The sequence below is a fragment of the Thermocaproicibacter melissae genome, assembly GCF_024498295.1.
GTDB classification, from domain to species: Bacteria; Bacillota; Clostridia; order Oscillospirales; family Acutalibacteraceae; genus Thermocaproicibacter; species Thermocaproicibacter melissae.
This window is the reverse complement of the sequence record NZ_CP101827.1, coordinates 852,673-876,131: the sequence shown is the minus strand read 5'-3', so window position 1 is coordinate 876,131 and position 23,459 is coordinate 852,673. Positions and strand designations below refer to the sequence as shown.

Sequence of the window (23,459 nt, the reverse complement as noted above, 5' to 3'; positions counted from 1 at the left end):
ACAAAGTCAAAGACAAAAAAAGACCCTTGCAGTATACTCAAATCATAAATTCAAGGTTTTTACACCGGAATGAATCAGTATCATGAATCCGAATGAGGAGGAATCTGTATGAAAACAGTTATCATCGGCGGGGTAGCAGGCGGAGCATCTGCAGCGGCGAGATTACGCCGTTTAGATGAAAAAGCAGAGATTGTCATTTTGGAACGCGGGCCGTTTGTATCGTTTGCAAACTGCGGCCTTCCGTATTATATCGGCGGTACCATTACAGAAAAAAGCGACCTGACGCTGCAATCGCCGGAAAGCCTACGGGCACGTTTCAACATAGATGTTCGGGTCAAGCATGAGGCAGTGAAAATCAATCCTGCACGAAAAACGGTAACGGTGCGCGCTGTGGAAACGGGTAAGGTCTACGAAGAAAATTATGATAAGCTCATTCTTTCTCCCGGTGCAGAACCCGTTCGGCCACCGGTGAAGGGAATTGAAAATGAGCGGGTGTTTACCCTGAGAAATATTCCGGATACCGAAAAGATCAAGGACTTTATCGCTAAGAACAACCCGAAAAACGCCGTCATTATCGGCGGGGGATATATCGGCGTTGAAATGGCCGAGAATCTTGCTAATGCAGGAATCAAGGTGACGATAGTCGAACTTGCCGACCATTTGATTACATCGCTGGACTATGACATGGCCGCAGATGTGCACCAATATCTTCGGAAAAAGGGAATCTGCCTGATTCTTGGAAACGGACTGCGTGAAATCGCCGAAGACGGGTCCCTCGTTGTCAAGCTCCAGAACGGTGAAATCAAAACCGACATGGTGATTTTGGCAGTCGGCGTGAGGCCGGATACCGGACTGGCAAAAGACTGCGGAATTGAAACAGACCAGCGCGGTGCGATTCTAGTCAATGAAAACATGCAGACGAGTATCCCAGACATTTACGCGGTCGGCGATGCGGTGCAGGTGAAAAACTTTATTACAAATGCACCAGCTTTCATTCCGCTTGCCGGCCCTGCAAATAAGCAGGGGAGAATCGCTGCCGACAACATCTGCGGAATAAACAGCAGGTACACCGGCACACAGGGTTCAGCAATTCTAAAGATTTTTGACATGACGGTTGCTTCGACCGGCCTAAATGAGTTGGCGGCAAAAGCAGCAGCGATTGATTATGACAAAACCTACCTATATTCTGTGTCCCACGCGGACTATTACCCCGGCGCAACACACATGTCCATTAAGGTGTTGTGGGAGAAAACGACGCACAAATTGCTTGGCGCGCAGATTGTCGGCTATGACGGAGTTGACAAGCGTATGGATGTTTTGGCCACGGCGATTCGTTTTGGAGCAAAAGTAACCGACCTGAAGGATTTGGAACTCTGCTATGCGCCGCCGTTTGGAAGCGCAAAGGATCCGGTCAATATGATAGGATTTGTAGCCGAAAATGTAATCACGGGGAAGGTCAAACAATTTTTCTGGGATGAAGTTGACAGCCTGCCTCGTGACGGCAGTGTGTTTCTTCTGGATGTGCGTACTAAAACGGAGGTTGCCCGTGGTAAAATTGAGGGTTTTGTCAATATCCCGCTGAACAATCTGCGTGAGCGCCTGAATGAGATTCCACGGGATAAACCGGTTTATGTCCACTGCCACAGCGGTCTGCGCAGCTACATCGCCTGCCGGATTCTGACCGGATACGGTTATGACTGCAGAAATCTTGCCGGCGGTTATCGGCTGTATGAAACCGCTGTTCATGAAAAATCCGTTCGTGATTATATCTGCACGGAATGTGAATGAATCGGCTGGGAGATAACGTTATTGTGGAGAGCATAAATTTTAAAGTCATGGAGATGATGGAAATGTTTCGTGCAGGAAAAGAAACGATGGAAATTAATGAAGCAGTAAAAGAGATGAAAAACGATCCGAATGCCCGCCTGATTGATGTCCGAACTCCGGAGGAGTATCAGACCGGGCATATTCCGGGCAGCGCCTTGCTGCCTCTTGACCATGCACAGAACATTGTGCAGCTCGTTCCAGATAAAAAGACCAAGATATACGTTTACTGCCGGAGCGGAGTGAGAAGCGCTAAGGCCGCGGATTTGTTTCAGCGCCTTGGGTATGAAAACGTCGTAGATATTGGCGGAATTACAAAATGGAAAGGAAGTCTCGAAAGGTAAAACCATAAACGCATAAAAGCGCAGCACAAACGTGCTGCGCTTTCGTCTTTCCAAATTAATTCTCAGTCACTGGATTCTTTGCTACCGTTCTGTTTAGAAGTTCTGACATTACAAGCATAAGAACCAAGAAGAACAGCAGATAAAGCGGGTAAACCCGGATGTTGCTGTAACTGGCAATCGCTCCAAAGAGCGGCGGCATAAAAGTACTGCCGATGTAAGCACTTGCCATTTGAATTCCGATGATTGCTTGAGAATTTTCTTCCCCGAAGAAGGCAGGTGTTGCGTGGATGATAGAAGGGTAGATTGGCGCACAACCAAAACCGATAACAACAAGCCCGGTTGTAACTAATCCATCGGCACCGGAAGGCAACCCAAGCAAGGCAATCCCAACCAGAATGATGATGCTGCCAATGCGAATCAAGCGCTTGTCTCCGATTTTCCCGGAAACAAACCCGCACAGAAACCGCCCGAAAGTGATGCCAAAGTAGAAAAGCGAGGCAAATTCCGCAGCAGTGTCTGTGTCGATTCCCCGCGCATTGACTAAGTAACTGCTTGCCCATAAACCGGCGGTGCTTTCCAAAGCGCCATACGCCAGAAACGCGGGCAAAATGAATTTTACTCCGGTGATGCTTAAAGTCTGCACAAAACCGAGACTGGCAGATTTTTTTTCGCTGCCGGATGGCTCGCTGCTGTTTCTTTTCCAAAGCGGCAGGCTAAGAAAAAGAAATGCCGAAAGGACAATTTGAATGATGGCGACCGAACGATAGCCATTATTCCAGCCGAAGCCGTTCACAAGGCAGTAGCCCATGATATTTGGGCTGATTGACGCACCGATTCCCCAGCAACAATGAAGCCAACTCATGTGTCTTGCTGCGTAGTGAAGAGCAACATAATTGTTCAGTGCAGCGTCTATCGCTCCTGCACCCAAACCGTATGGCACGGACCAAATGCAGAGCAGAAGAAACGAATTGGAAAGGGAAAAACCAAAAAGTGCCACGGCTGTGAGGAATACACTGATTGCGGTTACCAGCCCTGCACCGAACTTTCTTGTCAGTCGATCTGACAGAAGGCTCGAAATAATCGTGCCGCCGGCGATAATCATTGATACAATTCCCGCATAAGAAAGCGGAACATCAAATTGCCGGTACATAACCGGCCAGGCAGAGCCAAGGAGGGAATCCGGCAGACCTAAACTGATAAATGCAAGGTAGATAATTACAAGTAAAAGTGAAACCATAAAATATACCTCAAATTATTTTAACGAAGATATTTTAGGATCAAGAAATCTATCTTGAACTGCTACCTTTTTTAGAGCTAAGCGGTTATTAGTGCCATATGTCCTTTTTACGTTCCGTACAGGAACAAGCCTCGGTTTTGATTCCTTGCGGGTGGCTGCCGATTCGGAACAGTGAAGAAACAAGCAGTATCCCCATGGCGAGAGCACCGGCAATGCCGAGAGTGTGCAGCCCCGTTTTAAGAAACATTTCATTGTTTCCGATGACGCAGTATTCCATCGTGTAGAAAATTCCGCCGCCGGGAACCATCGGAAGCAACGCAACGATTTGAAATTCAATGGCGGGCTTTTTCATGACACGCGCCATAACCTCGGAATAGACGGCTGTTGCGATGGTTGCAACAAAAAACTGAAAAATATCGTTGTTTGTGAAATTCAGCAGCAGATAAACAAACCAGCCGAGCGAACCGCCGAGGGAGGCAAGCAGTAATGTCTTGCCGCGCATATTATAAACCAGCCCGAATGCAACGCAGGCGAAAAAAGACCAAAGGCAAGCCATGTAGCTCAAATTCACACCCCCATGAACGTGCGAATCGCTATCAGCGCAATGCCTGCGCCGATTGCAATGGCTGCCGCAACTAGAATACTTTCCACAAACCGGAGAATACCGGCGATCATGTCGCCTGCAATAATGTCTCGCATGAAGTCGGTTATGGCAATGCCCGGGACGAGATTCATCAGCGCACCAATGATTATTTTGTCATAATTGAGCCAAGCATAAAAATATGCGAAGATAATCGCGATTACGGCTGACACGAAACTGGCTGCAATGTAAATGAAAAACTGATTTACATGAAAATGCTCCAGGAGTCTCCATACCGGCTTGATTGCGGCGCCGCAGAGAAAAGCGACACATGCATCGGCGGCAGTTCCACCATAAAACATGGTAAATGCGGCCGCAACAAGTGCAAATGCAACCGCCTGTGCCCAGAAAGGCAGCGTCGGCAGCGAAGAGATGCGCTTCATTTCCCGTTCTATTGTGTCAAAGTCGGGTTTCGTGCGGCAAATTCGCCTACATAAATCGTTGGCACATTCTACGCGGTCCATGTTGATTTGCCGGACGGGAATCCGTCGGATTGCAGTGATTGGCCTCCCGTCAGGTGTGCTGATGGAAACGCTGATGAAAGTCGGAATAGCGAAAACTTCTCCGTTGGAAACGCCATAAGCGCTGAAAAAACGGCGCATGGATTCTTCGGCGCGCGAAATTTCGGCGCCGTTTTCAATCAGAAGATTCCCCATGTCGGCTGCTGTGTTTACTAATCTGTCGTAATTCATGCGCCCTCCCGGAATAAAATACTACGTTATGGAAGCATAGGAATATAAATTACCATGTTGTTGTGTCTTAATGAGAAAACAAGAATTTCTCTGCCATAACAAGACAATTGATAGTATATAATATTCACATGTTTGATTCAAGAAATCAGTGCCGAAAATACTTTGCAGTCACAGATAAAAAAGCGCCCCGCTTTTGAGCGGGGCACATAACGAAATGCATTATTCCGGTTTTCCGACTTTCGCACGAATCTGAGCTTTGAGTTCCTTTTCTCTCTTCTGCTTGAGCTCGGAATACGCACGGCCGGGGCTGTTTTTCCAAAGTTCGGCGGAAACGCGTGCCCATTCTTTGGCGGTCTCCACGCACTTCTGGCTGAGGGATTCCACATCCTCCGGATGTGTCAAGTCTGTGGAATGTGCTCCCGATTTCTTAACCATCTGGGTTAGCCTGCCCGGATTGTCAAGCAACGGGCACGGGCGGAGCATATTGCTGTTAAACGGCTGGTTCCGCCGGTAAGCCATAAATAGCGGAGACTGGTAGGCTTCCAGCAGCGTCTTTTCTTTAATATTGGAGTCTGCGTAATGAATGAAGGCGCAAGGTTCAATATCGCCGTTAGCGTTGATATGCAGGTAGCAACGGCCGCCGGCGATGCAACCGTTGACATACTCGCCGTCATTCCAGAAGTCCATTGTGAAAATCGGTTTGGTTTCGCGGAACTTCCGAATCTGTTCATACATAAATTTGCGCTGCTCCGCAGTTGCCATAAGCTCCGGTACCGCATCGACGCCAACCGGCATGTAAGTAAAGAGCCACGCAAACTTGCAGCCCTGTTCAATCAGGAAATCAAAATATTCTTCGCTTCCGATGATTTCCGTATTCTTGCGTGTGTAGCACAGGGAGGCACCAAACGGAAGCTTTTTCTCTTTCAAAATCTGCATAGCACGGATTACTTTTTGGAAAGTGCCTTTGCCGCGGCGAAAATCCGTGTCTTCTTCATAGCCTTCAATGCTGATTGCGGGGACGAAGTTCTTCACGCGCAGCATTTCGTCGGCAAATTTTTCATCAATCAGCGTACCATTGGTGAATGCAAGGAACTCGCAGTCACTGTGTTCCTCACACAGCCGGATAATATCATCTTTGCGGACCAACGGTTCGCCGCCCGAGAAAATATACATAAAAGTCCCGAGCTCTTTGCCTTGCTTAACAATGTTGTTAAGCTCGTCGTATGTAAGGTTCAGTTTGTTGCCGTATTCTGCTGCCCAGCAGCCAGTGCAATGCAGGTTGCAAGCAGAAGTTGGGTCCATTAGGATTGCCCACGGCAGGTTGCAGTCATATTTCTGCTCGAGCTTGCTTTTGCGCCGAATGCCGATAACAGCGGAATTGACAATAAAGTTCTCAAAGAGTTTGCGTCTGACGCTGGCGTCGATGTCTTCGTAAATGGATGTGATGAGTTTGTTCCAGTTGTTTTCTGGGTCTTTCATGATGTCATCGAGCATGTTGTATGTGTTCTGATAAATATGGTCTTTATCAAATTTGCGGAGCCAGGAAATTACTTTGGGAACATTTTCCTGAGGATTTCCGTCAAGATAATCCAGAACACGCTTTGCGCCGAATGCTTCCAGTTTTTCACTAACTACGCCCATGCAAATCTCTCCTTTTAAGGTCACATGAAAGTGCGGCCATTTGCTTACATTTTATTACAATAACTCACAAAAAACAATATGTATCTATACAAATACTGGCAATAGTAATAAATATGAACAAAAAGGAGTCTTTGTATATTACGTATTTCTGCGCTTGTTAAAAACGCAAGCGATAAAGATTGAATTTGACACGGCTTTGTGACTATTGTATCATCAAGTAGCTCCGTTTTTCAATTCTAAAGTGGAGCGAAAGGCACAATCCGTCACAATTTGGAATATGTGCCTAATATTTTGGGGGGCATCTGCATGATGATTTTAAAAGACCTTTTGGCAGGATTGCAATTTACCATGGATGGTTCCGGGGACGTTGAGATAGAAGACATTGTTTATGATTCAAGGAAAGTGAAAAAGGGCAGCCTGTTTGTTTGCCTGAACGGTTCTTCGGTAGATAGTCACCAATTTGCGGAACAGGCAGCAAAAGACGGTGCAGTAGCAATTGTAGCCGAAAAAGAAGTCAAGCACGGCGACGCCGTTTTGGTAATGGTTCCGGACACAAAGGTAGCGTTGGCGGAAATTTCGGCGGCTTGGTTCGGTCATCCGGCAAAGGAGATGACAGTGATCGGCATTACCGGAACAAAGGGCAAAACCACTACTTCTTACATGATTCGGTCCATTTTGGAGGCCGGCGGCATAAAAACCGGGCTTATCGGCACGATTGGAACCGTATTTGGCGACAAGGTAATCGCGACCGAGAATACAACGCCCGGGTCGTATGATATTCAGCATTATTTGAGAATGATGGCGGATGCGGGATGCAAGGCGGCTGTGCTTGAAGCATCTTCCATTGGTTTGCGAGACCATCGGGTAGACGGCTTTCAGTTTGATTACGGCCTTTTTACCAACTTCTCACCGGACCATATCGGCGGGAAAGAGCACAAGAGCCTTGAGGAGTACCGCCAGTGCAAGAGCATGCTGTTCCGCCGCTGCAAAATTGGAATTTTTAATATCGACGATGAAAACTGGGAAAAAATCGCCGAAGGCCATACCTGCCAAGTGGAGACATACGGTTTTTCCGAGAACGCGGAACTGCGAGCTTACGGAGAACAATTAATTTCACGCCCGGGCTACCTCGGTGTTCATTTTGAGATGGCGGGCAAACTGAACTACGGCGTTGACGTTCACATTCCCGGGCGTTTTAGCGTTTATAATGCGCTTGCGGCCATAGCGGTTTGTCGGCATTTTCCCGTCGACGAAGAAGCCGTGAAAAAGGGACTGGACACCGTCAAGGTAAAGGGCCGTGTGGAACCGGTTCCGGTGCCCGGCAATTATACACTCCTCATTGATTATGCACATAATGCCCTCAGCATGGAAAATATTCTGACCACTCTGCGCGAATATCATCCGCATCGCCTTGTCTGCATGTTTGGAGCCGGTGGAAACCGTGCCCGTTCGCGCCGGTTTGAAATGGGTGAGGTTAGCGGACGCCTTGCGGATTTGACGGTGATTACGGAAGACAATTCCCGTTTTGAGGATGTCATGGACATTATTGCCGACATCAAGACTGGCATTGAGAAGACAACCGGAAAATATGTGGTCATTCCGGATCGAAAGCAGGCCATTAAGTATTGTATAGAAAATGCAGAAGAGGGCGACGTGATTGTCCTCGCCGGAAAAGGACATGAAGATTATCAAGAGATCAAAGGCGTGAAATATCACCTAGATGAACGTGAAGTTGTAGCGGATGTTCTTGCCGGAAAAATCTGATTTTATTGAAAGGTGTTTTGGTATCCATGAAAATGACAGCGGGGGAGATTGCAACCGCATGCGGCGGACAAATTCTCACAGGCAGTCCGGAAACTTTGGTGACTTCGGTAACGACTGACAGCAGGCAAGTGAAGCAGGGAACGCTTTTTGTGCCGATTGTCGGGGAGAAAATTGACGCGCATCAGTTTATCGGCAAGGCATTGGAGGCAGGTGCGTCGGCTGTATTGACGCAGGAGCACCAGACAGCGCAAGGCCCCGGTGTGTGGATAGCAGTTGATGACACTCGGGCGGCGCTGCAGAAAATAGCGGCCGAGTGGAGAAAAAGGTTCAATGGGTCAGTCGTCGGGATAACAGGCAGCGTCGGCAAGACGACGACGAAAGAAATGACAGCTCTTGCGCTTTCAGCGGGTATGAAAGTCATGAAAACCGAAGGCAACCAGAACAGTCAGATTGGCCTTCCGCTGACGATGTTCCGCCTTTCGCCGGAATATGATGCGGCAGTGATTGAGATGGGCATGAGTGAGTTTGGCGAAATGAGCCGCCTTGCTGCCGTTGCTTCTCCGGACTATGCAGTGTTGACCAATATTGGTCTTTCACACATCGGCAATCTCGGTTCACAGGAGAATATCCGAAAAGAAAAGCTCCACATTACAGACCGGTTTCATGAAAAATCGGTTCTTTTCCTAAACGGCGATGACCCGCTTCTCGCTGAGCTGCGCGGGAAACTGCCGTTCCGTACCGTGTATTTCGGAACTCAGCCGTGGTGCGATTTCCGAGCCGAGTCGGTCCGTATTGGCGCGGAAGCTTCCGATTTCCGTTATTTTACACCCGATGGGCGAAGCGGAAGCATACATCTTCCTGTACCGGGAATACACTGTGTGCTTGATGCACTCGCAGGCCTAGCGGTGGCAGATCAGCTGGGCGTTTCGCTAAAGAAAGCGGCACAGGCACTTTCAACCTATCAGCCGCTTGCCATGAGAATGCAGATTCGTCGTGCTTCCAAGGGCTATACGGTCATAGATGACTCCTACAATTCAAGCCCCGACGCCGCAAAAAGCAGCCTCAGCGTTTTGGCAGGATTCCACAGCGGCAAGCGTGTAGCCGTGCTTGCGGATATGCTGGAACTGGGTGACTTTTCAAGGCAGGGCCATTTCAGTGTGGGAGAATATGCAGCAAACGAAGACATCGAGGTGCTTGTTACCGTAGGAGAAGAGGCAAAAGAGATAGCCGAGGGTGCACTCTCGGTCAATCCAAAAATGCAATGCCATGTCTGCAAAACAAATGCAGAGGCTTTGGATGTTCTTTCTTCCGTTTTAGAACCGGGGGATACCGTCCTTGTGAAGGGCTCCCGCGGAATGAAGACGGATGAAATCGTCAAACAGCTTCTTTGAAGACTAAGACATAAAAGAAAAAGCGCATCGTTTGGAACGATGCGCTTTTTTATGCTGCCGAAGTCAAAATTCCAATTTAATTTCATATTTTTTCAGCCAGTAGTTTATTTCAAGAAGGTATGCCATCATCTGCGGCCCGGCCATCAGTTGCCCGAACCAAGGCCTGCCGTAATCGGATTTTTCGTCCATCAGACGGCGTACGTTTTCCTCATTCACAAGAATATGGAGCGGTTCATCACGGTTATCCATTACCTCTGCCAAACGGCTCCGGAGAATTGCCTCATAACCCGGGTTGTGCGTTTTCGGATACGGACTCTTTTTGCGAGTGCGTATATCTTCCGGCAGCCAACCTTTGGCGGCGTCACGAAGCAGTGCTTTATTGATGCCGTTATGATTTTTGTAAGACCATGGAGCATTAAAAACATATTCCACAATGCGGTGGTCGGCATAAGGAACACGAACTTCCAAACCGCTTGCCATGCTCATGCGGTCTTTTCGGTCAAGCAGATTTGTCATGAACCAGCGGATGTTTAGCCAAGAAATTTCGCGGCGGCGCTTTTCCTGAGGACTTTCTCCCTCCAAGGTGGGTACTTCCGCGATGGATTCTTCATATCGCTGGTTCACATATTCGGGGACATTGAGTGCGTCGGCAACGTCAGGCTTCAGAAGATCTGTCCGAACGGTCAGATCCGGCGACCACGGGAAGCAGTGCCCTTCAAAGGCTTCTTTTTTGTGGAACCATGGGTATCCGCCAAAGATTTCGTCGGCACATTCTCCGCAGACGGCAACAACGTGGTTTCGCTTGACGATTCTGCAGAAATATAGCAGAGAAGAATCAACGTCTGCCATGCCCGGTAGGTCTTTTGCGTCCACCGCATCATACAGACAATCTGCCTGGCTGGTATTGTTGCAAATCAGCACATGGTGGTCCGTGCCGCAGTACTCTGCCATTTTCTGGCTCCAAGGCTGGTCTGCATCGGGCTGGTAGGCGTTTGGCCGGAAATAGCGGTCATTGCCGGCAAAATCAAATGCGTATGTGGAAAGGATTTTTCCGCTCTTGCGGTATTCTCTCGCTGCAAGTGCGGTGATAATGCTGGAGTCAAGACCTCCGGAAAGGAACGTACAAAGCGGCACATCAGAAACCAGCTGCCTTGAAACGGAATCCTCCAAGAGGTCGCGAACATGGGCTACGGTTTCTTCGTAGCTGTCAGGGTGTTCATAGCTTTCTAATTTGTAATAGGTATATGTGTGCAGGCCTTCTTTATCGAATATCGCACATTCTCCGGGCTTGATTTCATAAATATCACGGAATACGCCAACACCGGCAGTACGCGCGGGGCCGATGCCGAACACTTCACACAGCCCCTGGCGGTCAAGGATGGGGGTAACCCCCGGATATTCAAACAATGCCTTGATTTCGGACGCAAAAACAAGCCTGCCGCCTGCTATTGTGTAGAACAGAGGCTTAACCCCGAAGCGGTCACGGCATAAAAAACAACAGTTGCGCTTTTCATCGTCAACTGCAAAGGCATAAATTCCATTCAGTTTTTTTACGCAGTCAGGTCCATAGCACATGTAGCATTTCAGGAGTACTTCCGTGTCGCTCTTCGTTTCAAAAAAGAAACCGGCAAGTTCCAGTTCACGGCGCAATTCTGCGCTGTTGTAAAGCTCGCCGTTATAGACTATGGTACAGCGGTAACCACCAAGGTGGGCTGTCATGGGCTGCTTTCCGCCTTCAATGTCGACTACCGCAAGTCGTTGGTGCGCAAAAGCCGCATGACTGGAAAGAAAGATTCCTTTTTCATCCGGCCCTCTATGTCTGAGAGTGTTGCCCATGCGCCTGACAAGGCGCCCCAGAAATGGCGCTTCTTCAGAAAAATCATCTCTGTAGTCACAAAAGCCTGCAATTCCACACATGGAACGACCCCTCCTTCAAGTTACACTTTCATATTATGCGTAATGGAAATTAAGGTTAAACGTTCCGGCAATAAGTACGGTTTTCTAAGAATGTGGTTCGTTCTCAAATGCAGGACTACTTTACGGGGTTCGTCAGAAAGAAAAACCCCCGGAAATTCCGGGGGCTTCATCATTTCTTTTTATCTTTTGTCTTCTCGGCTTCTCGCTCGGCAGCTTGGCGCTTTTCTTCAGCCCGCGCAAGTTCGCTCAAAATGCGTTCGGAAGCAGTTCGTCTGGCATTTGCTTCGACGGAAAGCTCAATGGCAAGCCGCGTGAGTTCCGCTTCTCCTTGGGGGGCAACCTTGTCAACACGGTCGCAGATCTCCTGCATGGCAGCGCTTTGCGCTTCGCAGAAGCGGTTGTACATTTCACTGTGCGATGCACTCTTTAGAAGCGTATGAACCAATGCGGAAATATCCTGAATGGAAAGAACCTGTTTCAACATGCAGATGACGAGAAGTATTGCCAAATGTTCGCGGGAATATTTTTTCTGATCGGGGCGGGGAAGAACCCCATCCTTCACATAGTTGTTAATCATGCTTGAAGTCAGGAGTGATTCTCCGTCGTTCCTTGCATAGAGACGCAATTGCTTGTTCATGAACGTCAGCACTTGGTCCATGTAAAGGTAGATTTCGGGAAGTCGATCCCATTCTTCAACATTGCAAGTTCGGATATCGTGTGACCACTTTAGAATTGTATCAATTGTCTCTTTTGTGATGTCGGTATAGTCAACGGTGTTTTCGTCATCTGGTTGGCTCATTTTCGTTCCTCCCTTCCGCCGTTCAGATAAACCGCCATATAGCGGCTCGGCGGTATTCCCATATATTTTTTAAAAACCCTAGAAAAATAAAGTTGGTCCGCAAATCCGGTAGAATACGCGGCTTCGCCGACAGTGAGCCGTCCAGTTTCCAAAAGGGCGGCCGCCTTGTTTAAGCGGAAGCGAATCAGATATTCGTTCGGAGACATAGAAACATTCTGAAGAAAGAGCCGGTAAAGATGGCTTCGGCTAATGCCAACACTTGCCGCGACATCCTCAATGCTAATGTTCATGGAATAATTATACTCAATGAATTTAATTGCCTTTTGAACATATTCATAGCCATTTCTCCGCGGCTGTGCCGGAGAGCCGAAGCGATCCATCAATTCCGCAAGAAAAGCCAGAAGTACAGATTTCATGCGGGTTTCACGCCCGGGGTCAGTTCCGGTCAGGTTACACATTCCTTCCAGCAGCGTTTCGAGCTTTTTGTCATCGCTGTGAAAAACAGGCTTTCTGTCCAAAAGACCGGTTTGCTCCATCAAACGCTTGGCGTCGGAACCGTTGAAACAGACCCAACAATATTCCCAAGGGTCGTCTTTGTCTGCGGAGTAAGAAACAATCTGGTCGGGTACAACAACAAAGCCGTCTCCTGCAGAAAGATGATATTTGTTCCCGAGGCACGTAAATGTCCCGTGTCCGGAAATAATGCAGTGAATTAAATAATGATCCCGCACGGCGGGACCCCATGAGTGCAGAGGAGGGCATTTCTGAATACCGCAGCTGTAAACCGCAAGCCCAATGCTATTATGATAAGAAAAGCGGAATGATCTGCGGAATTCATCGTTTGTCAATGTACGCCACCTCGAAGCGTTTTAATCATGCTTATTATAATAAAACAGAATCTCCGATGCAAGGAAAAAACAAAAAGCTCCCGAATTCTTGAAATCATGGACGCGGACGTTTATAATATAAAGACATGATTGGGGGCTTTGTGACTTGGATAGTTTTACGATAGGCTGCATTGTAGCCGCTGTTTTAGCGTTTTTGATTCTGTTATACAGCATAAAAGCAAACAATAACGAAATTCACGCTTTGGAAGAACGTCTTCTTTCCAAAGAGCGCTCCGAAAACGATAAAATTCAGACTTCAGAAAACGAAGTCCCACCGGAAATTGTAGCAGCGATTTCGGCAGCGATTGCATACCTCTATCCCGGAGCGCAGGTACGCAAGGTACGGCGTTCCTCGGCAAATAGCCGCAACGTCTGGCAAATGGCCGGGCTTTTAGAAAATACACGCCCGTTTTAATAAAAGTAGGGCAAACGAAGAAGGCCGCCCCGCCGCCCGCGGGGTGTTTTTTTGCAAAGAAATCTTTTAATGCTTTGGCGGTGTACGTATGGCAGCATGGAATGAAAAGAAATTACTGGAACTGCGCCGTAGAGTTCTGGAACAGGACTTTCAGCGAATGAATGACAAACAAAAGGAAGCGGTCTTTCATGTGAACGGCCCGCTTTTAATCCTTGCAGGCGCCGGAAGCGGCAAGACCACAGTTTTGGTCAACCGTGCGGCAAACATTGTGCGGTATGGCAATGCCTATCACAGCAATGATGTTTCCCGCATTACGGATGAGGTGGCTGAGGAAGCGGAATCTTATCTTACACAGAAAAAACCGATTCCGGATCGGCTTCGCTCCTATTTTGCAGTTGATCCTTGTGAGCCATGGCGTATTCTCGCGATTACGTTCACCAATAAAGCGGCGAACGAGTTGAAAGAACGCCTTTCCGCCATGTTGGGTTCCGACGATGGCGAGCAGATTTGGGCCTCGACGTTTCACGCAACCTGCGCCCGTATGCTTCGCCGTGACGGAGACAAGATTGGCTACTCGAAGCATTTTACCATCTACGATACGGACGACTCCAAGCGACTGATTAAAGAATGTCAGAAGACTCTGAATATTGACGATAAAAAAATATCTTATAAAACAATCATGTCTGAGATTTCCCATGCCAAAGACAACCTGATTGGCCCGGATGAATACTACAAATCGGCAGGCAGAGATCCGCGTCTCGCTAAAATCGGCGAACTCTACCGCATGTATCAGAAACGCCTGAAAGACGCGGACGCAATGGATTTTGACGACCTTATCATGAAGACCATAGAACTTTTCCGCGCTGAACCGGAGGTTCTGGATTATTATCATAGACGTTTCCGCTATATCATGGTTGACGAATATCAGGATACGAGCCATGCTCAGTACGAGCTTGTACGTTTACTGACAGGTGAAAGCGGAAACCTCTGCGTTGTGGGTGATGATGACCAGAGTATCTACCAGTTCCGCGGCGCAACGATTGAAAACATTCTCAGCTTTGAAAAAACGTTTCCCTCAGCGACCGTTATTCGTCTGGAACAGAACTACCGTTCCACAAAGACAATCCTGAACGCGGCTAATGCCGTTATAGCGAATAATGAAAACCGCAAGGGGAAAACCCTTTGGACGAAGAATGATCAGGGCAAGAAAATCGATGCCTATACTGCTGCTAGCGAAGAAGAGGAAGCAAGCTACATAGCGGACACAATTCTCGAAGGTGTGGCAAAGGGTAGAAAGTTTTCCGACTATGCAGTCCTCTATCGCATGAATTCTCAATCGAACACATTAGAACGTGTTTTTACGAAGTCTTCGATTCCGCACCGCGTTCTGGGCGGGCACCGCTTCTTCGACCGCAAGGAAATTCGGGACATGATTGCTTACCTTAGTGTAATCAGCAACCCGAACGACGAGGCTCGTCTGCTTCGGATTATCAACAGCCCAAAGCGCGCGATTGGCGAAAAGACCGTTGCTACGGCACAGCAAATCGCATCCGGCATAGGGGAACCTCTGTTCTATGTTCTTGAGCATGCAGATGAATATGAGCCACTGAAGCGTTCTTCTCAAAAGTTGATGGCATTTGCAAACATGATTCGGGAACTTTCCGATGCAGCGGCAGAAGGGGACAAAAGCCTTGCCGAAATTTATGGGTTGCTTCTCGAAAAAACGGGTTACATCGAGGCTCTTGCTGCCTCCGGCGAAGAAGACGCGCAAGACCGCATTGACAATGTAAACGAGCTGACTTCTCATCTGATTCGCTTCAGTGAAGAAAACGGAGAAGATGCTACCTTGGAAGATTACCTTGCGGAAGTGCAGCTCCTGACGGATATTGATAATTATGATGAGACTGCTGATAGTGTTGTCATGATGACAATGCACTCGGCAAAAGGACTTGAGTTCCCTGTGGTGTTCCTTCCGGGGTTTGAAGAGGGAATTTTCCCAGGCATGCAGGTCATGTTCAATCCATCACAGGTAGAAGAAGAACGCCGCCTGGCTTACGTTGCTATAACCCGCGCAAAAGAGGAACTGCACATAGTGAACGCTTTGCGCCGCATGCTGTTCGGCAGCACACAGAGCAACCGGCCGTCGCGTTTTCTGGATGAAATCCCGAAGGAGATAGTCGAATTCCGAACCTCGGATAGGCTTCACACTTACGGGTTGGGGTCGAACTCTTTCACCTCTTTCGGCTCGTCAAGCCACTCTGTGTTTCCATCTGCGGCGCAGCCGAAGAGTTTTGGGTTTCCTCCTGCAGCATCTACACCGCAGCCAAAATCTTCTGTTTCGTTCCAGAAAGGGGATAAAGTGTTCCACAAAACATTTGGCCTTGGAACCGTCCTTTCCGCTTCTCCGATGGGAAATGACACCTTACTTGAAATTTCTTTTGAGCGCGTCGGCAAGAAAAAGCTTATGGCGAATTTTGCACGTCTCGAAAAAAGATAACAGGAAAAGAACCCCGCCCGCTTTTCGGGAGGGGTTCTTTTTTAGCTGTTGTTGTTTTCTTCACTTCTTGAGGTGCTTTCTGAAATGTCCGGTGGGAAGAAATCATCCGTCGGGAACTCGATTCTGCGGAACATTTCGCGAGGTCCGTCCGAAGTTGTAGGGCACTCTTTTTCCGGTACGCAGAATTCGTAGGTGGGTACCAACATCGGAATTGTTCTGACTAGCTGAACAATGGTGAACAGACCGATGGTTGCGTAAACAGCATGAGTGCTGCCATAGTCGAAGTCTGTTCCGTAGAGCGATGCGATGCTGTCCGGAATTCTGCCGCAGATGTCACTTCCCTGCGGAGGCCTGTCGCAGATTTTCGCAGAGAGGCCAATCGGTTCGGATACCATGCATACTGCTTTCGGCAGTACTTTGCCGGTAGACATTTCAATGTCCGGTTCTTCCGAGTTGCTGCCGGAAACAAATGTTTTCACATTCCCGTCACTGCCAAAAAGGATGACACGTTTGTTGGCTGTGCAAACACCGTGGACGATTGTCGGGCACGGGGTCTGCGGTGTGAACACGTCAAGGCATACATCCAGGAAGAAATTCAAATCCACGGCGTAAAAACCTTGGTTGAACGGAACAGGTTCCAGATGTATGAATACTTTAATCACTTCTGCACCGCGGATCCGCACGTTTGTAGCCTGTTCGATCAGCTCGTGCTTGTCGGGAGTAAAATATACTCTTCTGTCTTCCAAATACTCTTTTGCGCTGCAGGAATCATAGACGCGCATGGCATCTATGCAAACGGCTTCTTTAATATTCCCTAGATTTGCTTCCGTCGGGAAAGTGCCCCCGGCGCTGTTTTTATCCATAAGATCATCCTCCTGACGCGTTTCATGAAACTTATTTCTCTATACCATTTTATGGCTTCGGTTTCATTGTGTTACAGAATTCCCTATGAATAAAAAACGTGCTCCGTGGTGCACCAGAGACGAAAAATGCATCAGCCGAAAAATTGAATGTTTCCCTTGCTGAGTTCATCCACAGCGTTGCCGATACGCGTACGAGCCTCGTCACCGGTGTTTGCGCTTTCAATATATCGAATCACGGAAGACTGCTTTTCATCGTCCAGCTGGCTGAAGTTTTTCATCGCGTCTGGATTCATGGCAAGCGACATCATAAGGCCAATTGGTAATTCCGCTCCGCTTTTCTTCTTGTCATCCATCATGATTTTCCTCCTTTTTCCTTTCATCATTTCCTGTGCGTTTGCAGCTTTTAGTATTTCCACGATGCTTTTGGCAATCCGAAAACTAAAGTTGAAACAGAGCAGAGCCTTTGATATAATAAATAAGATTAGATGGAAAAGGACGGATTTTCATGCCGAAAGTCACTTTGCTGGCATATACACCCGAACCGGAGAAAGTTATCGCATCGGCTGCAAAGCTTTGCTACTCCGCCGCGGGAATAGAAAAAATAGAACAGGGACTGACTCCGGAAAAAACTGCTTCCTTTGTCAGTATGATTTCGGAACTTGGGCACAACAGTACCATTGAGCATGCGTCGTTCACCTTTGGAATTGAAGGCGTTTCACGCGCTTTTCTTGCTCAGATTACACGGCATAGGCTTGCTTCTTACAGCGTGAAGAGCCAGCGCTATGTGAATGAAACGAATTTTGAATATGTGATTCCGCCGGAGATTGAAAAAGTTCCGGAGGCAAAAGCGGAATTTTTGAAGGCCATGGAAGAAGACAAACGGCATTATGAAAAAATTTCCGAGCTTTTAAAGGAAAAGCATAAGCAGGAACTGCTGAAATCCGGGAAGAATGAAAAAGAGGCGGCAAAAGCGGCCGAAAAAATGGCAAATGAGGATGCGCGCTTTGTCCTTCCGAATGCCTGCGAAACAAAGATGATTTGCACGTTTAACGCACGCGAACTTCTGCACTTTTTCTCTCTGCGCTGCTGCAACCGCGCCCAGTGGGAAATTCGGGAAGTTGCCCAGATGATGCTGAAGCTCGTAAAACCGATTGCACCGGACATCTTTGCCATGGCCGGCCCGGGCTGTGTCCGCGGTGCGTGCCCAGAGGGGAAAATGACTTGCGGAAGAGCAGCCGAAATGCGCGAGTTCTACCGGAACCTGGGTGCCGAACAATGAGCGGGAAACTGATTGTCGTCGAAGGATTGGACGGCAGTGGGAAAACTACCCAGATGGGTCTGCTGGAAGAAGCGTTTCATGCTAAGAATATTTTATGCCGCAGAGTTAAATTTCCTGCATACGATCAGCCTTTTTCTGCGCCGGTCCGCATGTACCTCGGCGGAGAATTCGGCAGCGACCCCGGTGACGTGAATGCGTACGCAGCAGCAACGCTTTTTGCGGTTGACCGCTTTGCTAGCTTTAAAAAAATTTGGCAAAAAGATTATCAGAGTGGTACCGTGATTCTCACAGACCGCTACACAACTTCCAACCTGACTTATCAGCTTCCAAAGCTTCCGCGCAGCGAGTGGGATGACTACCTCGCCTGGCTCCTGGATTTTGAATACGGTAAGCTGGGAATTCCCAAGCCTGACCTTACGGTATTTCTGGATATGCCGCAGGAGCTTTCCCAGAAGCTTCTTGATAAGCGCTACCATGCAAACGGCGGAAAACGCGACATTCATGAGCAAAACCGCCCATATCTGGAGGCTTGCAGGGAAAGCGCGCATTATGCAGCGGAGAAACTTGGGTGGAGTGTAATACCTTGCTCCGAGCAAGGCGCTCTCAGAAGCATTGAATCCATTCATGAAGATATTCTGAAAACTGTTATGGCAGTACTTGACAAGGATAAGCAGGTTTCTGAATAAGGGATGTCAACATGATTGAATTCGCACAATGGAATATGAGGCGGGAACTCTCTGCACTTTGGCAGGAAGCGTTTGAAGATTCCAAAAGGATTCCGGATTTTTTCCTGAACAATCTTTTTTCACCGCACGACTGCCTCGTTTATAAAATCGGTACAGAAATTGCCTCTGTCGTTTATCTTCTTCCGGCGTCTGTTTTATGGGACGGTAAAACAGTTCAGGCCCATTACATTTTTGCCGCCGCAACTGCTAAAAGATACCGTTCCCGCGGATATATGTCATCGCTTTTGGCTTATGCGGCTCTGGTAGGCGCAAAAAGGGGAGATTACTGTTCCGTCCTGCTACCCTCGGAAAGAAGCCTCAGCAAATTCTATCAATCCAATGGATATGCCGATTTTTATCGTGTAAAGTATGTTGAGCTTTCCGCGAAGGAACTTCAAAGATTAGCAGGAGCGAATGTTTGCCTCGGAAAAACGCTTCCGGGGATTCATGACTTGAATCGCTTGCGAAGAAACCGCCTTGCAAAGGCAAACGGTTCGCTTCTCTGGAGTGACCGGATGTTTGCCCTTACAACCGCCATGAGCAAATCTTACGGCGACAAGTTGGTTTGTGCATCCGGTGGGCAAGGAAAAGCATATGCATTGTGCAGTTTAGAAAATGACTTCTGCGAGGTGTTAGAGGCATTTGCGGCGGACGGAATGTTGCCGCAGCTTGCCGCTGCCATCCTCAAGGAATCACCTGCATCAAAGTACAGGTTTCGCCTTCCGGTAGATGATTTGTGTTTCCCGGGACAGGGCGACATCTGTGAATTCGGAATGATAAAGCCGCTTGGCGGCAGAACGATAGAAGAAATAAATCCCTGCAACCCATATCTGGGACTATGCATGGATTGAATTGTTTTTATAAATATGCAAAGGGAGGGCTCGTAATGATTTATCTTTTTCTTGAGGATAGATTCGAGGAAGTGGAGGCACTGGCTCCCATTGATATTCTTCGGCGCGCCGGTGCAGATTTGAAAACGGTAGGAGAGAGTGGCCGCGTGGTAACCGGAGCACATGGTGTTTCGGTTATGGCTGATTTATTAGAAAGCGACGTTTCCTTTGACAATATGGACATGGTGATTCTCCCTGGGGGCCCTGGAACGTCAAATCATGAAAAATCCGCTGTGGTGCGTGACGCTTTGCTGTATTGCGAGAAAAACAAAAAACTGATCGGTGCTATCTGCGCCGCACCCTCCGTCCTTGGCCACTTGGGTATTCTTCGCGGGAAAAAAGCCGTATGTTTCCCTGGCTTTGAGGCGGAACTAGAGGGTGCCACGGTTCTACAAGATCCGGTCTGCGTCAGTCAGAATGTCATCACGGCACGCGGTGCAGGCGTTGCAATAGAGTTTGCCTTGGCATTGACAGCCGCAGTTTTCGGCGACAAAAAATCGGAGGAAATTAGGAAAAGTATTCAATGTATATAAGAAATATCAAAGAGAAGAAGATGGAACTCCGGCAGCAGAACCGAGAGTTCCGCAGAAGCCTTTCTGCTGAGACGAAGAGTGTTCTGGATCGTGCAATCTTAAAAAAAGTTCTTTCCCTTCGGGAATATGAGCAGGCAGATGTTGTTTATACGTATGTTAGCAAAGCCGAGGAAACGGACACTATTGCGCTGATTCATACGGCACTCAGAGAAGGGAAAGTTGTTGCGGTTCCGCGCTGCCTGCCGGAAACAACCAGCATGGAGTTTCTTGAGATATCATCCCTAGATGATTTGGAACGCGGAACTTACGGCGTCCTTGAGCCGATTCCGGGGAAATGTCCTCCGGTTCGTGAAGCGAAAAACGCATTCTGCGTTGTTCCCGGGCTTTGCTTCGATTCAAAGGGATATCGGTTAGGTTACGGAAAAGGGTATTACGACAGGTTTCTCTCAGGATTCCGCGGATTTACTGTGGGCCTGTGCTATTCCGGATGCATCCGGTGGAACCTTCCTCACGGTTATTATGATCGCCCGGTCGATGTACTAATTACGGAAAAATTTATTCGCAGAATCGCCCACGGCTCGCCGCGGCGCTAATGTACAGGAGGATGCGTATGAATGACAGGCAGGATTTTGAAAACGAGCGTCAAAAAAAGATTCAGAATTTCCACATCCACATTGATGATGACGAAATCGACGATGATTCGGTAATTCATAGTTACAGCGATCCTGCAGAAGCGGAAAAACTTCATGAACGCATTAATGACCGAGCTCAAATGGCACATCAGCTGCGCGATGCGGAAAAAGCCAAAAAGAATAGGTCTTTTTTCCGTATGATGTGGTTCTGCTTTGTGATGATATTTTCCCTTCTCGCGGGAAAGTATCTCGTTTTCGGTGTTAATGATATGCTCGCCGTTGGCAGGGATGCGGTCAACGTCACAATAGAAGTGCCTAAAAACGCAACTTCGTCCGAAGTGGCGCAGCTTTTATATAAGGCTGGGGCAATCAATGATATGACTTTCTTTAAGCTTTATTCTAAGCTGACAAAAGCTCCGTCCACATACAGTGGAGGTTCATACCAGATTACGACGAATATGGATTATGAGGCGCTGATTAACTCCATTCAGTCACCCACAAAGCGTGTTGACACAGTGAAGATTACATTCTCTGAAGGACTCAATGCCTTGGAAATCGCAGATAAACTTGAGAAAAACGGTGTCTGCTCTGCGGAGGATGCTCTGAAAGCCTTCAACACCACAGAACTTGACAGTGATTATGATATGCTTGCGGAAATTCCAAAGAATTCTGACAAATATTACAGGCTCGAAGGCTATCTTTTCCCGGATACTTACGAATTCTTTAAGAATGATGACCCCATAAACGTTGTAAAAAAGATGGTTTCAAATTGCAACCGGAAACTGACGAAACAGATTCGGGAAAAAGCAGCTTCCGAAAATCTGACAATTGACCAAATGCTTACCTTGGCGTCTTTGATTCAGGCCGAGGCTGCTACCACAGAGGATATGTACGATATCTCGGCGGTATTCCATAATCGACTGAAAAGTAAGGATCCGGCCCTCAAGCACCTTGGTTCAGACCCGACGGTATTTTACCCTTACCGTACGAAAAAACAGGTTCCGGCGAGTTTGGGTGAGAATTACCAGAGTAAGTACGATACTTACAATGTTGTCGGCCTGCCGGCAGGAGCGATCTGCAACCCGGGTTCCGATGCCATTGATGCGGCTCTGAATCCTTCCGAATCTTCCTACTATTATTTTTGCTATGATAAAAAGAATAAACTTTATCTTGCCAAAACGCTGTCACAGCATCAGGCAAATCTGAAAAAGGCCGGAATAAAATGACACAGAGAACAAATAGAATAGGGCCGGAATTACTGGCTCCTGCAGGAGATATGGAGCGCCTGATGAATGCGGTGAAATTCGGCGCAGACGCTGTATATCTTGCGGGAAAAGAATATGGCATGCGGGCTTCTTCGCCGAATTTCGGGCCGGAAGAACTGGCCCAAGCGGTGGAGTATGCACACAGCAATCATGTACGTGTTTACCTGACCTGTAACAATATCATGCGGAACTCCGATCTACCTCATTTACCGGATTTTCTGCGGAGCATACGCGATGCCGGAGTAGACGCAGTAATCGTTGCTGATATGGGGGTACTCGCCCTTGCGAAGAAGCTGATTCCTGATGTAGAAATCCATATTTCAACACAGGCGGGCGTAACAAACTGGGCTGCTGCTCAGAGTTTTTACGAACTTGGTGCAAAACGGGTTGTTCTTGCCCGTGAACTGAGTCTAGAGGACATAGCGGAAATCCGCGCAAAGACTTCAAAAGAACTTGAGCTTGAAGTTTTTGTTCACGGCGCCATGTGCGTCTCGTTTTCGGGAAGATGTCTTCTCTCTGAGTTTTTTACGGGGCGCGATGCAAACCGTGGAGACTGTGCCCAGCCATGCCGCTGGAAATACGCGCTGATGGAAGAAAAAAGACCGGGGGTATATCTTCCAATCGGCGAGGAAGACGGCGGTACCTATATTCTCAACTCCAGAGACTTGTGCCTGATTGAAGAATTGCCTCAGCTCATACGCGCCGGGGTAACCAGCCTGAAAATCGAAGGGCGTGCGAAATCCGCATACTATGCTGCGGTAACGACGAATGCTTACCGCTGTGCGCTTGATTGGTATGCGGAACATCCGGATTCGCCGCTGCCTGCGTGGATTCGTGAGGAACTCAATAAGATTAGCCACCGAAAATATAGCACAGGTTTCTGCCTCGGCGGCACACCCGGCCAGGTGTACGAAACCGGCGGATATGAACGAGGCTGGGAAGTAATCGCTATCTGTACAGGTATGCGTGACGGGTACGCTGTTTTGTCTCAGCGCAACCGCTTTTTCCCGGGTGATGTGGCAGATGTTTTGGAACCAGGAAAAGAACCGTATCTTCTTCCAATGAATGAGATTTATGACGAAAATGGCAATCCGCTGACAAGTGCAAACCATGCAGAAATGACAGTTCTTGTACCAACAGACCGAGAAATCGGTGTCGGTGCAATCTTGCGAAAGAAAATTGACGGTTAAAAATCCCTCCGTTTGGCACAATAGCCTAACGGAG

Annotated in this window: 22 protein-coding genes; 13 read left to right on the top strand and 9 right to left on the bottom strand. The window is 48.1% G+C overall.

Annotation, left to right across the window (positions count from 1 at the left end; translation table 11 throughout):
• Positions 1–108: 108 nt before the first annotated feature.
• Together NOG13_RS04370 and NOG13_RS04365 are read left to right on the top strand one after the other, a co-directional pair.
• Entirely contained in the window at positions 109–1,788 is a 1,680-nt protein-coding gene (locus NOG13_RS04370) for an FAD-dependent oxidoreductase (protein ID WP_283111051.1), read from the top strand.
• Positions 1,789–1,850: 62 nt separating this feature from the next.
• Positions 1,851–2,168, top strand: coding sequence for a rhodanese-like domain-containing protein (locus NOG13_RS04365; protein ID WP_283111050.1), 318 nt, complete (start codon positions 1,851–1,853; stop codon positions 2,166–2,168).
• Between the two features lie 55 nt (positions 2,169–2,223).
• Here NOG13_RS04365 and NOG13_RS04360 read toward each other — a convergent pair whose 3' ends face one another.
• The 4 genes from NOG13_RS04360 to NOG13_RS04345 all read right to left on the bottom strand — a co-directional run bounded on the left by NOG13_RS04360 (position 2,224) and on the right by NOG13_RS04345 (position 6,378).
• Positions 2,224–3,405 (bottom strand): MFS transporter, encoded by a 1,182-nt coding sequence (locus tag NOG13_RS04360; protein ID WP_283111049.1) that lies wholly within the window; start codon positions 3,403–3,405, stop codon positions 2,224–2,226.
• A gap of 88 nt (positions 3,406–3,493) precedes the next feature.
• Positions 3,494–3,961 carry a threonine/serine exporter family protein gene (locus tag NOG13_RS04355; protein ID WP_283111155.1) on the bottom strand — a complete coding sequence of 156 codons (468 nt, stop codon included), beginning with the start codon at positions 3,959–3,961 and terminating at the stop codon, positions 3,494–3,496.
• An 11-nt stretch (positions 3,962–3,972) separates the two neighbouring features.
• Entirely contained in the window at positions 3,973–4,737 is a 765-nt protein-coding gene (locus tag NOG13_RS04350) for a threonine/serine exporter family protein (protein ID WP_283111048.1), read from the bottom strand.
• A 219-nt stretch (positions 4,738–4,956) separates the two neighbouring features.
• On the bottom strand, positions 4,957–6,378 hold the full coding sequence (locus NOG13_RS04345) for a radical SAM/SPASM domain-containing protein (protein WP_283111047.1): 1,422 nt from the start codon (positions 6,376–6,378) through the stop codon (positions 4,957–4,959).
• Positions 6,379–6,687: 309 nt separating this feature from the next.
• On the opposite strand from NOG13_RS04345, the gene NOG13_RS04340 reads away from it, so the two are divergent.
• Together NOG13_RS04340 and NOG13_RS04335 are read left to right on the top strand one after the other, a co-directional pair.
• A complete protein-coding gene (locus NOG13_RS04340) occupies positions 6,688–8,142 on the top strand; it encodes a UDP-N-acetylmuramoyl-L-alanyl-D-glutamate--2,6-diaminopimelate ligase (RefSeq protein WP_283111154.1) in 1,455 nt (484 codons plus the stop codon).
• A 26-nt stretch (positions 8,143–8,168) separates the two neighbouring features.
• Positions 8,169–9,533, top strand: coding sequence for a UDP-N-acetylmuramoyl-tripeptide--D-alanyl-D-alanine ligase (locus NOG13_RS04335; protein WP_283111046.1), 1,365 nt, complete (start codon positions 8,169–8,171; stop codon positions 9,531–9,533).
• Positions 9,534–9,596: 63 nt separating this feature from the next.
• Here NOG13_RS04335 and asnB read toward each other — a convergent pair whose 3' ends face one another.
• The 3 genes from asnB to NOG13_RS04320 all read right to left on the bottom strand — a co-directional run bounded on the left by asnB (position 9,597) and on the right by NOG13_RS04320 (position 13,097).
• On the bottom strand, positions 9,597–11,450 hold the full coding sequence (gene asnB / locus NOG13_RS04330) for an asparagine synthase (glutamine-hydrolyzing) (RefSeq protein ID WP_283111045.1): 1,854 nt from the start codon (positions 11,448–11,450) through the stop codon (positions 9,597–9,599).
• 169 nt (positions 11,451–11,619) lie between these two features.
• Complete coding sequence (locus tag NOG13_RS04325; RefSeq protein ID WP_283111044.1) at positions 11,620–12,249, bottom strand: DUF1836 domain-containing protein; 630 nt, start codon at positions 12,247–12,249, stop codon at positions 11,620–11,622.
• Positions 12,246–13,097, bottom strand: coding sequence for an AraC family transcriptional regulator (locus tag NOG13_RS04320; protein WP_283111043.1), 852 nt, complete (start codon positions 13,095–13,097; stop codon positions 12,246–12,248). Before NOG13_RS04320 ends, NOG13_RS04325 begins: the two co-directional genes overlap by 4 nt.
• Before the next feature lie 145 nt (positions 13,098–13,242).
• Here NOG13_RS04320 and NOG13_RS04315 point away from each other — a divergent pair, with 145 nt between their 5' ends.
• Together NOG13_RS04315 and NOG13_RS04310 are read left to right on the top strand one after the other, a co-directional pair.
• Entirely contained in the window at positions 13,243–13,551 is a 309-nt protein-coding gene (locus NOG13_RS04315; RefSeq protein ID WP_283111042.1) for an OadG family transporter subunit, read from the top strand.
• Between the two features lie 88 nt (positions 13,552–13,639).
• A complete protein-coding gene (locus tag NOG13_RS04310; protein ID WP_283111041.1) occupies positions 13,640–16,048 on the top strand; it encodes an ATP-dependent helicase in 2,409 nt (802 codons plus the stop codon).
• Positions 16,049–16,089: 41 nt separating this feature from the next.
• On the opposite strand, the gene NOG13_RS04305 is transcribed toward NOG13_RS04310, so the two are convergent.
• Both NOG13_RS04305 and NOG13_RS04300 read right to left on the bottom strand, forming a co-directional pair.
• Positions 16,090–16,911 carry a hypothetical protein gene (locus tag NOG13_RS04305; protein WP_283111040.1) on the bottom strand — a complete coding sequence of 274 codons (822 nt, stop codon included), beginning with the start codon at positions 16,909–16,911 and terminating at the stop codon, positions 16,090–16,092.
• Positions 16,912–17,042: 131 nt separating this feature from the next.
• Positions 17,043–17,267, bottom strand: a complete 225-nt coding sequence (locus NOG13_RS04300; RefSeq protein WP_283111039.1) for a YdeI/OmpD-associated family protein — start codon at positions 17,265–17,267, stop codon at positions 17,043–17,045.
• A gap of 149 nt (positions 17,268–17,416) precedes the next feature.
• Between NOG13_RS04300 and thyX the strand changes: the two genes are divergently transcribed.
• Genes thyX through NOG13_RS04265 form a run of 7 tightly spaced genes read left to right on the top strand, consistent with a single transcriptional unit; the run spans position 17,417 to position 23,425 of the window.
• Positions 17,417–18,190, top strand: a complete 774-nt coding sequence (gene thyX, locus NOG13_RS04295; RefSeq protein WP_283111038.1) for an FAD-dependent thymidylate synthase — start codon at positions 17,417–17,419, stop codon at positions 18,188–18,190.
• Positions 18,187–18,876 (top strand): dTMP kinase, encoded by a 690-nt coding sequence (locus NOG13_RS04290; protein ID WP_283111037.1) that lies wholly within the window; start codon positions 18,187–18,189, stop codon positions 18,874–18,876. The genes thyX and NOG13_RS04290 overlap by 4 nt, the downstream gene beginning before the upstream one ends.
• Before the next feature lie 11 nt (positions 18,877–18,887).
• The gene (locus NOG13_RS04285; RefSeq protein WP_283111036.1) at positions 18,888–19,766 is read left to right on the top strand and encodes a GNAT family N-acetyltransferase; all 879 of its coding nucleotides are present in this window, start codon (positions 18,888–18,890) and stop codon (positions 19,764–19,766) included.
• 35 nt (positions 19,767–19,801) lie between these two features.
• The gene (locus NOG13_RS04280; RefSeq protein WP_283111035.1) at positions 19,802–20,338 is read left to right on the top strand and encodes a DJ-1 family glyoxalase III; all 537 of its coding nucleotides are present in this window, start codon (positions 19,802–19,804) and stop codon (positions 20,336–20,338) included.
• Entirely contained in the window at positions 20,329–20,931 is a 603-nt protein-coding gene (locus NOG13_RS04275) for a 5-formyltetrahydrofolate cyclo-ligase (RefSeq protein WP_283111034.1), read from the top strand. The genes NOG13_RS04280 and NOG13_RS04275 overlap by 10 nt, the downstream gene beginning before the upstream one ends.
• A 17-nt stretch (positions 20,932–20,948) precedes the next feature.
• Positions 20,949–22,196, top strand: coding sequence for an endolytic transglycosylase MltG (mltG, locus tag NOG13_RS04270; RefSeq protein ID WP_283111033.1), 1,248 nt, complete (start codon positions 20,949–20,951; stop codon positions 22,194–22,196).
• Positions 22,193–23,425 (top strand): peptidase U32 family protein, encoded by a 1,233-nt coding sequence (locus NOG13_RS04265; RefSeq protein WP_283111032.1) that lies wholly within the window; start codon positions 22,193–22,195, stop codon positions 23,423–23,425. The genes mltG and NOG13_RS04265 overlap by 4 nt, the downstream gene beginning before the upstream one ends.
• The last annotated feature ends 34 nt before the right edge of the window (positions 23,426–23,459 follow it).

Excerpts from the sequence above, each read along its gene's own strand:
- NOG13_RS04370 (WP_283111051.1), top strand. The coding sequence starts at position 109 with ATGAAAACAGTTATCATCGGCGGGGTAGCAGGCGGAGCATCTGCAGCG.
- NOG13_RS04365 (WP_283111050.1), top strand. The coding sequence starts at position 1,851 with ATGTTTCGTGCAGGAAAAGAAACGATGGAAATTAATGAAGCAGTAAAA.
- NOG13_RS04360 (WP_283111049.1), bottom strand. The coding sequence starts at position 3,405 with ATGGTTTCACTTTTACTTGTAATTATCTACCTTGCATTTATCAGTTTA.
- NOG13_RS04355 (WP_283111155.1), bottom strand. The coding sequence starts at position 3,961 with ATGGCTTGCCTTTGGTCTTTTTTCGCCTGCGTTGCATTCGGGCTGGTT.
- NOG13_RS04350 (WP_283111048.1), bottom strand. The coding sequence starts at position 4,737 with ATGAATTACGACAGATTAGTAAACACAGCAGCCGACATGGGGAATCTT.
- NOG13_RS04345 (WP_283111047.1), bottom strand. The coding sequence starts at position 6,378 with ATGGGCGTAGTTAGTGAAAAACTGGAAGCATTCGGCGCAAAGCGTGTT.
- NOG13_RS04340 (WP_283111154.1), top strand. The coding sequence starts at position 6,688 with ATGATTTTAAAAGACCTTTTGGCAGGATTGCAATTTACCATGGATGGT.
- NOG13_RS04335 (WP_283111046.1), top strand. The coding sequence starts at position 8,169 with ATGAAAATGACAGCGGGGGAGATTGCAACCGCATGCGGCGGACAAATT.
- asnB (WP_283111045.1), bottom strand. The coding sequence starts at position 11,450 with ATGTGTGGAATTGCAGGCTTTTGTGACTACAGAGATGATTTTTCTGAA.
- NOG13_RS04325 (WP_283111044.1), bottom strand. The coding sequence starts at position 12,249 with ATGAGCCAACCAGATGACGAAAACACCGTTGACTATACCGACATCACA.
- NOG13_RS04310 (WP_283111041.1), top strand. The coding sequence starts at position 13,640 with ATGGCAGCATGGAATGAAAAGAAATTACTGGAACTGCGCCGTAGAGTT.
- NOG13_RS04305 (WP_283111040.1), bottom strand. The coding sequence starts at position 16,911 with ATGGATAAAAACAGCGCCGGGGGCACTTTCCCGACGGAAGCAAATCTA.
- NOG13_RS04300 (WP_283111039.1), bottom strand. The coding sequence starts at position 17,267 with ATGATGGATGACAAGAAGAAAAGCGGAGCGGAATTACCAATTGGCCTT.
- thyX (WP_283111038.1), top strand. The coding sequence starts at position 17,417 with ATGCCGAAAGTCACTTTGCTGGCATATACACCCGAACCGGAGAAAGTT.
- NOG13_RS04290 (WP_283111037.1), top strand. The coding sequence starts at position 18,187 with ATGAGCGGGAAACTGATTGTCGTCGAAGGATTGGACGGCAGTGGGAAA.
- NOG13_RS04285 (WP_283111036.1), top strand. The coding sequence starts at position 18,888 with ATGATTGAATTCGCACAATGGAATATGAGGCGGGAACTCTCTGCACTT.
- NOG13_RS04280 (WP_283111035.1), top strand. The coding sequence starts at position 19,802 with ATGATTTATCTTTTTCTTGAGGATAGATTCGAGGAAGTGGAGGCACTG.
- NOG13_RS04275 (WP_283111034.1), top strand. The coding sequence starts at position 20,329 with ATGTATATAAGAAATATCAAAGAGAAGAAGATGGAACTCCGGCAGCAG.
- mltG (WP_283111033.1), top strand. The coding sequence starts at position 20,949 with ATGAATGACAGGCAGGATTTTGAAAACGAGCGTCAAAAAAAGATTCAG.
- NOG13_RS04265 (WP_283111032.1), top strand. The coding sequence starts at position 22,193 with ATGACACAGAGAACAAATAGAATAGGGCCGGAATTACTGGCTCCTGCA.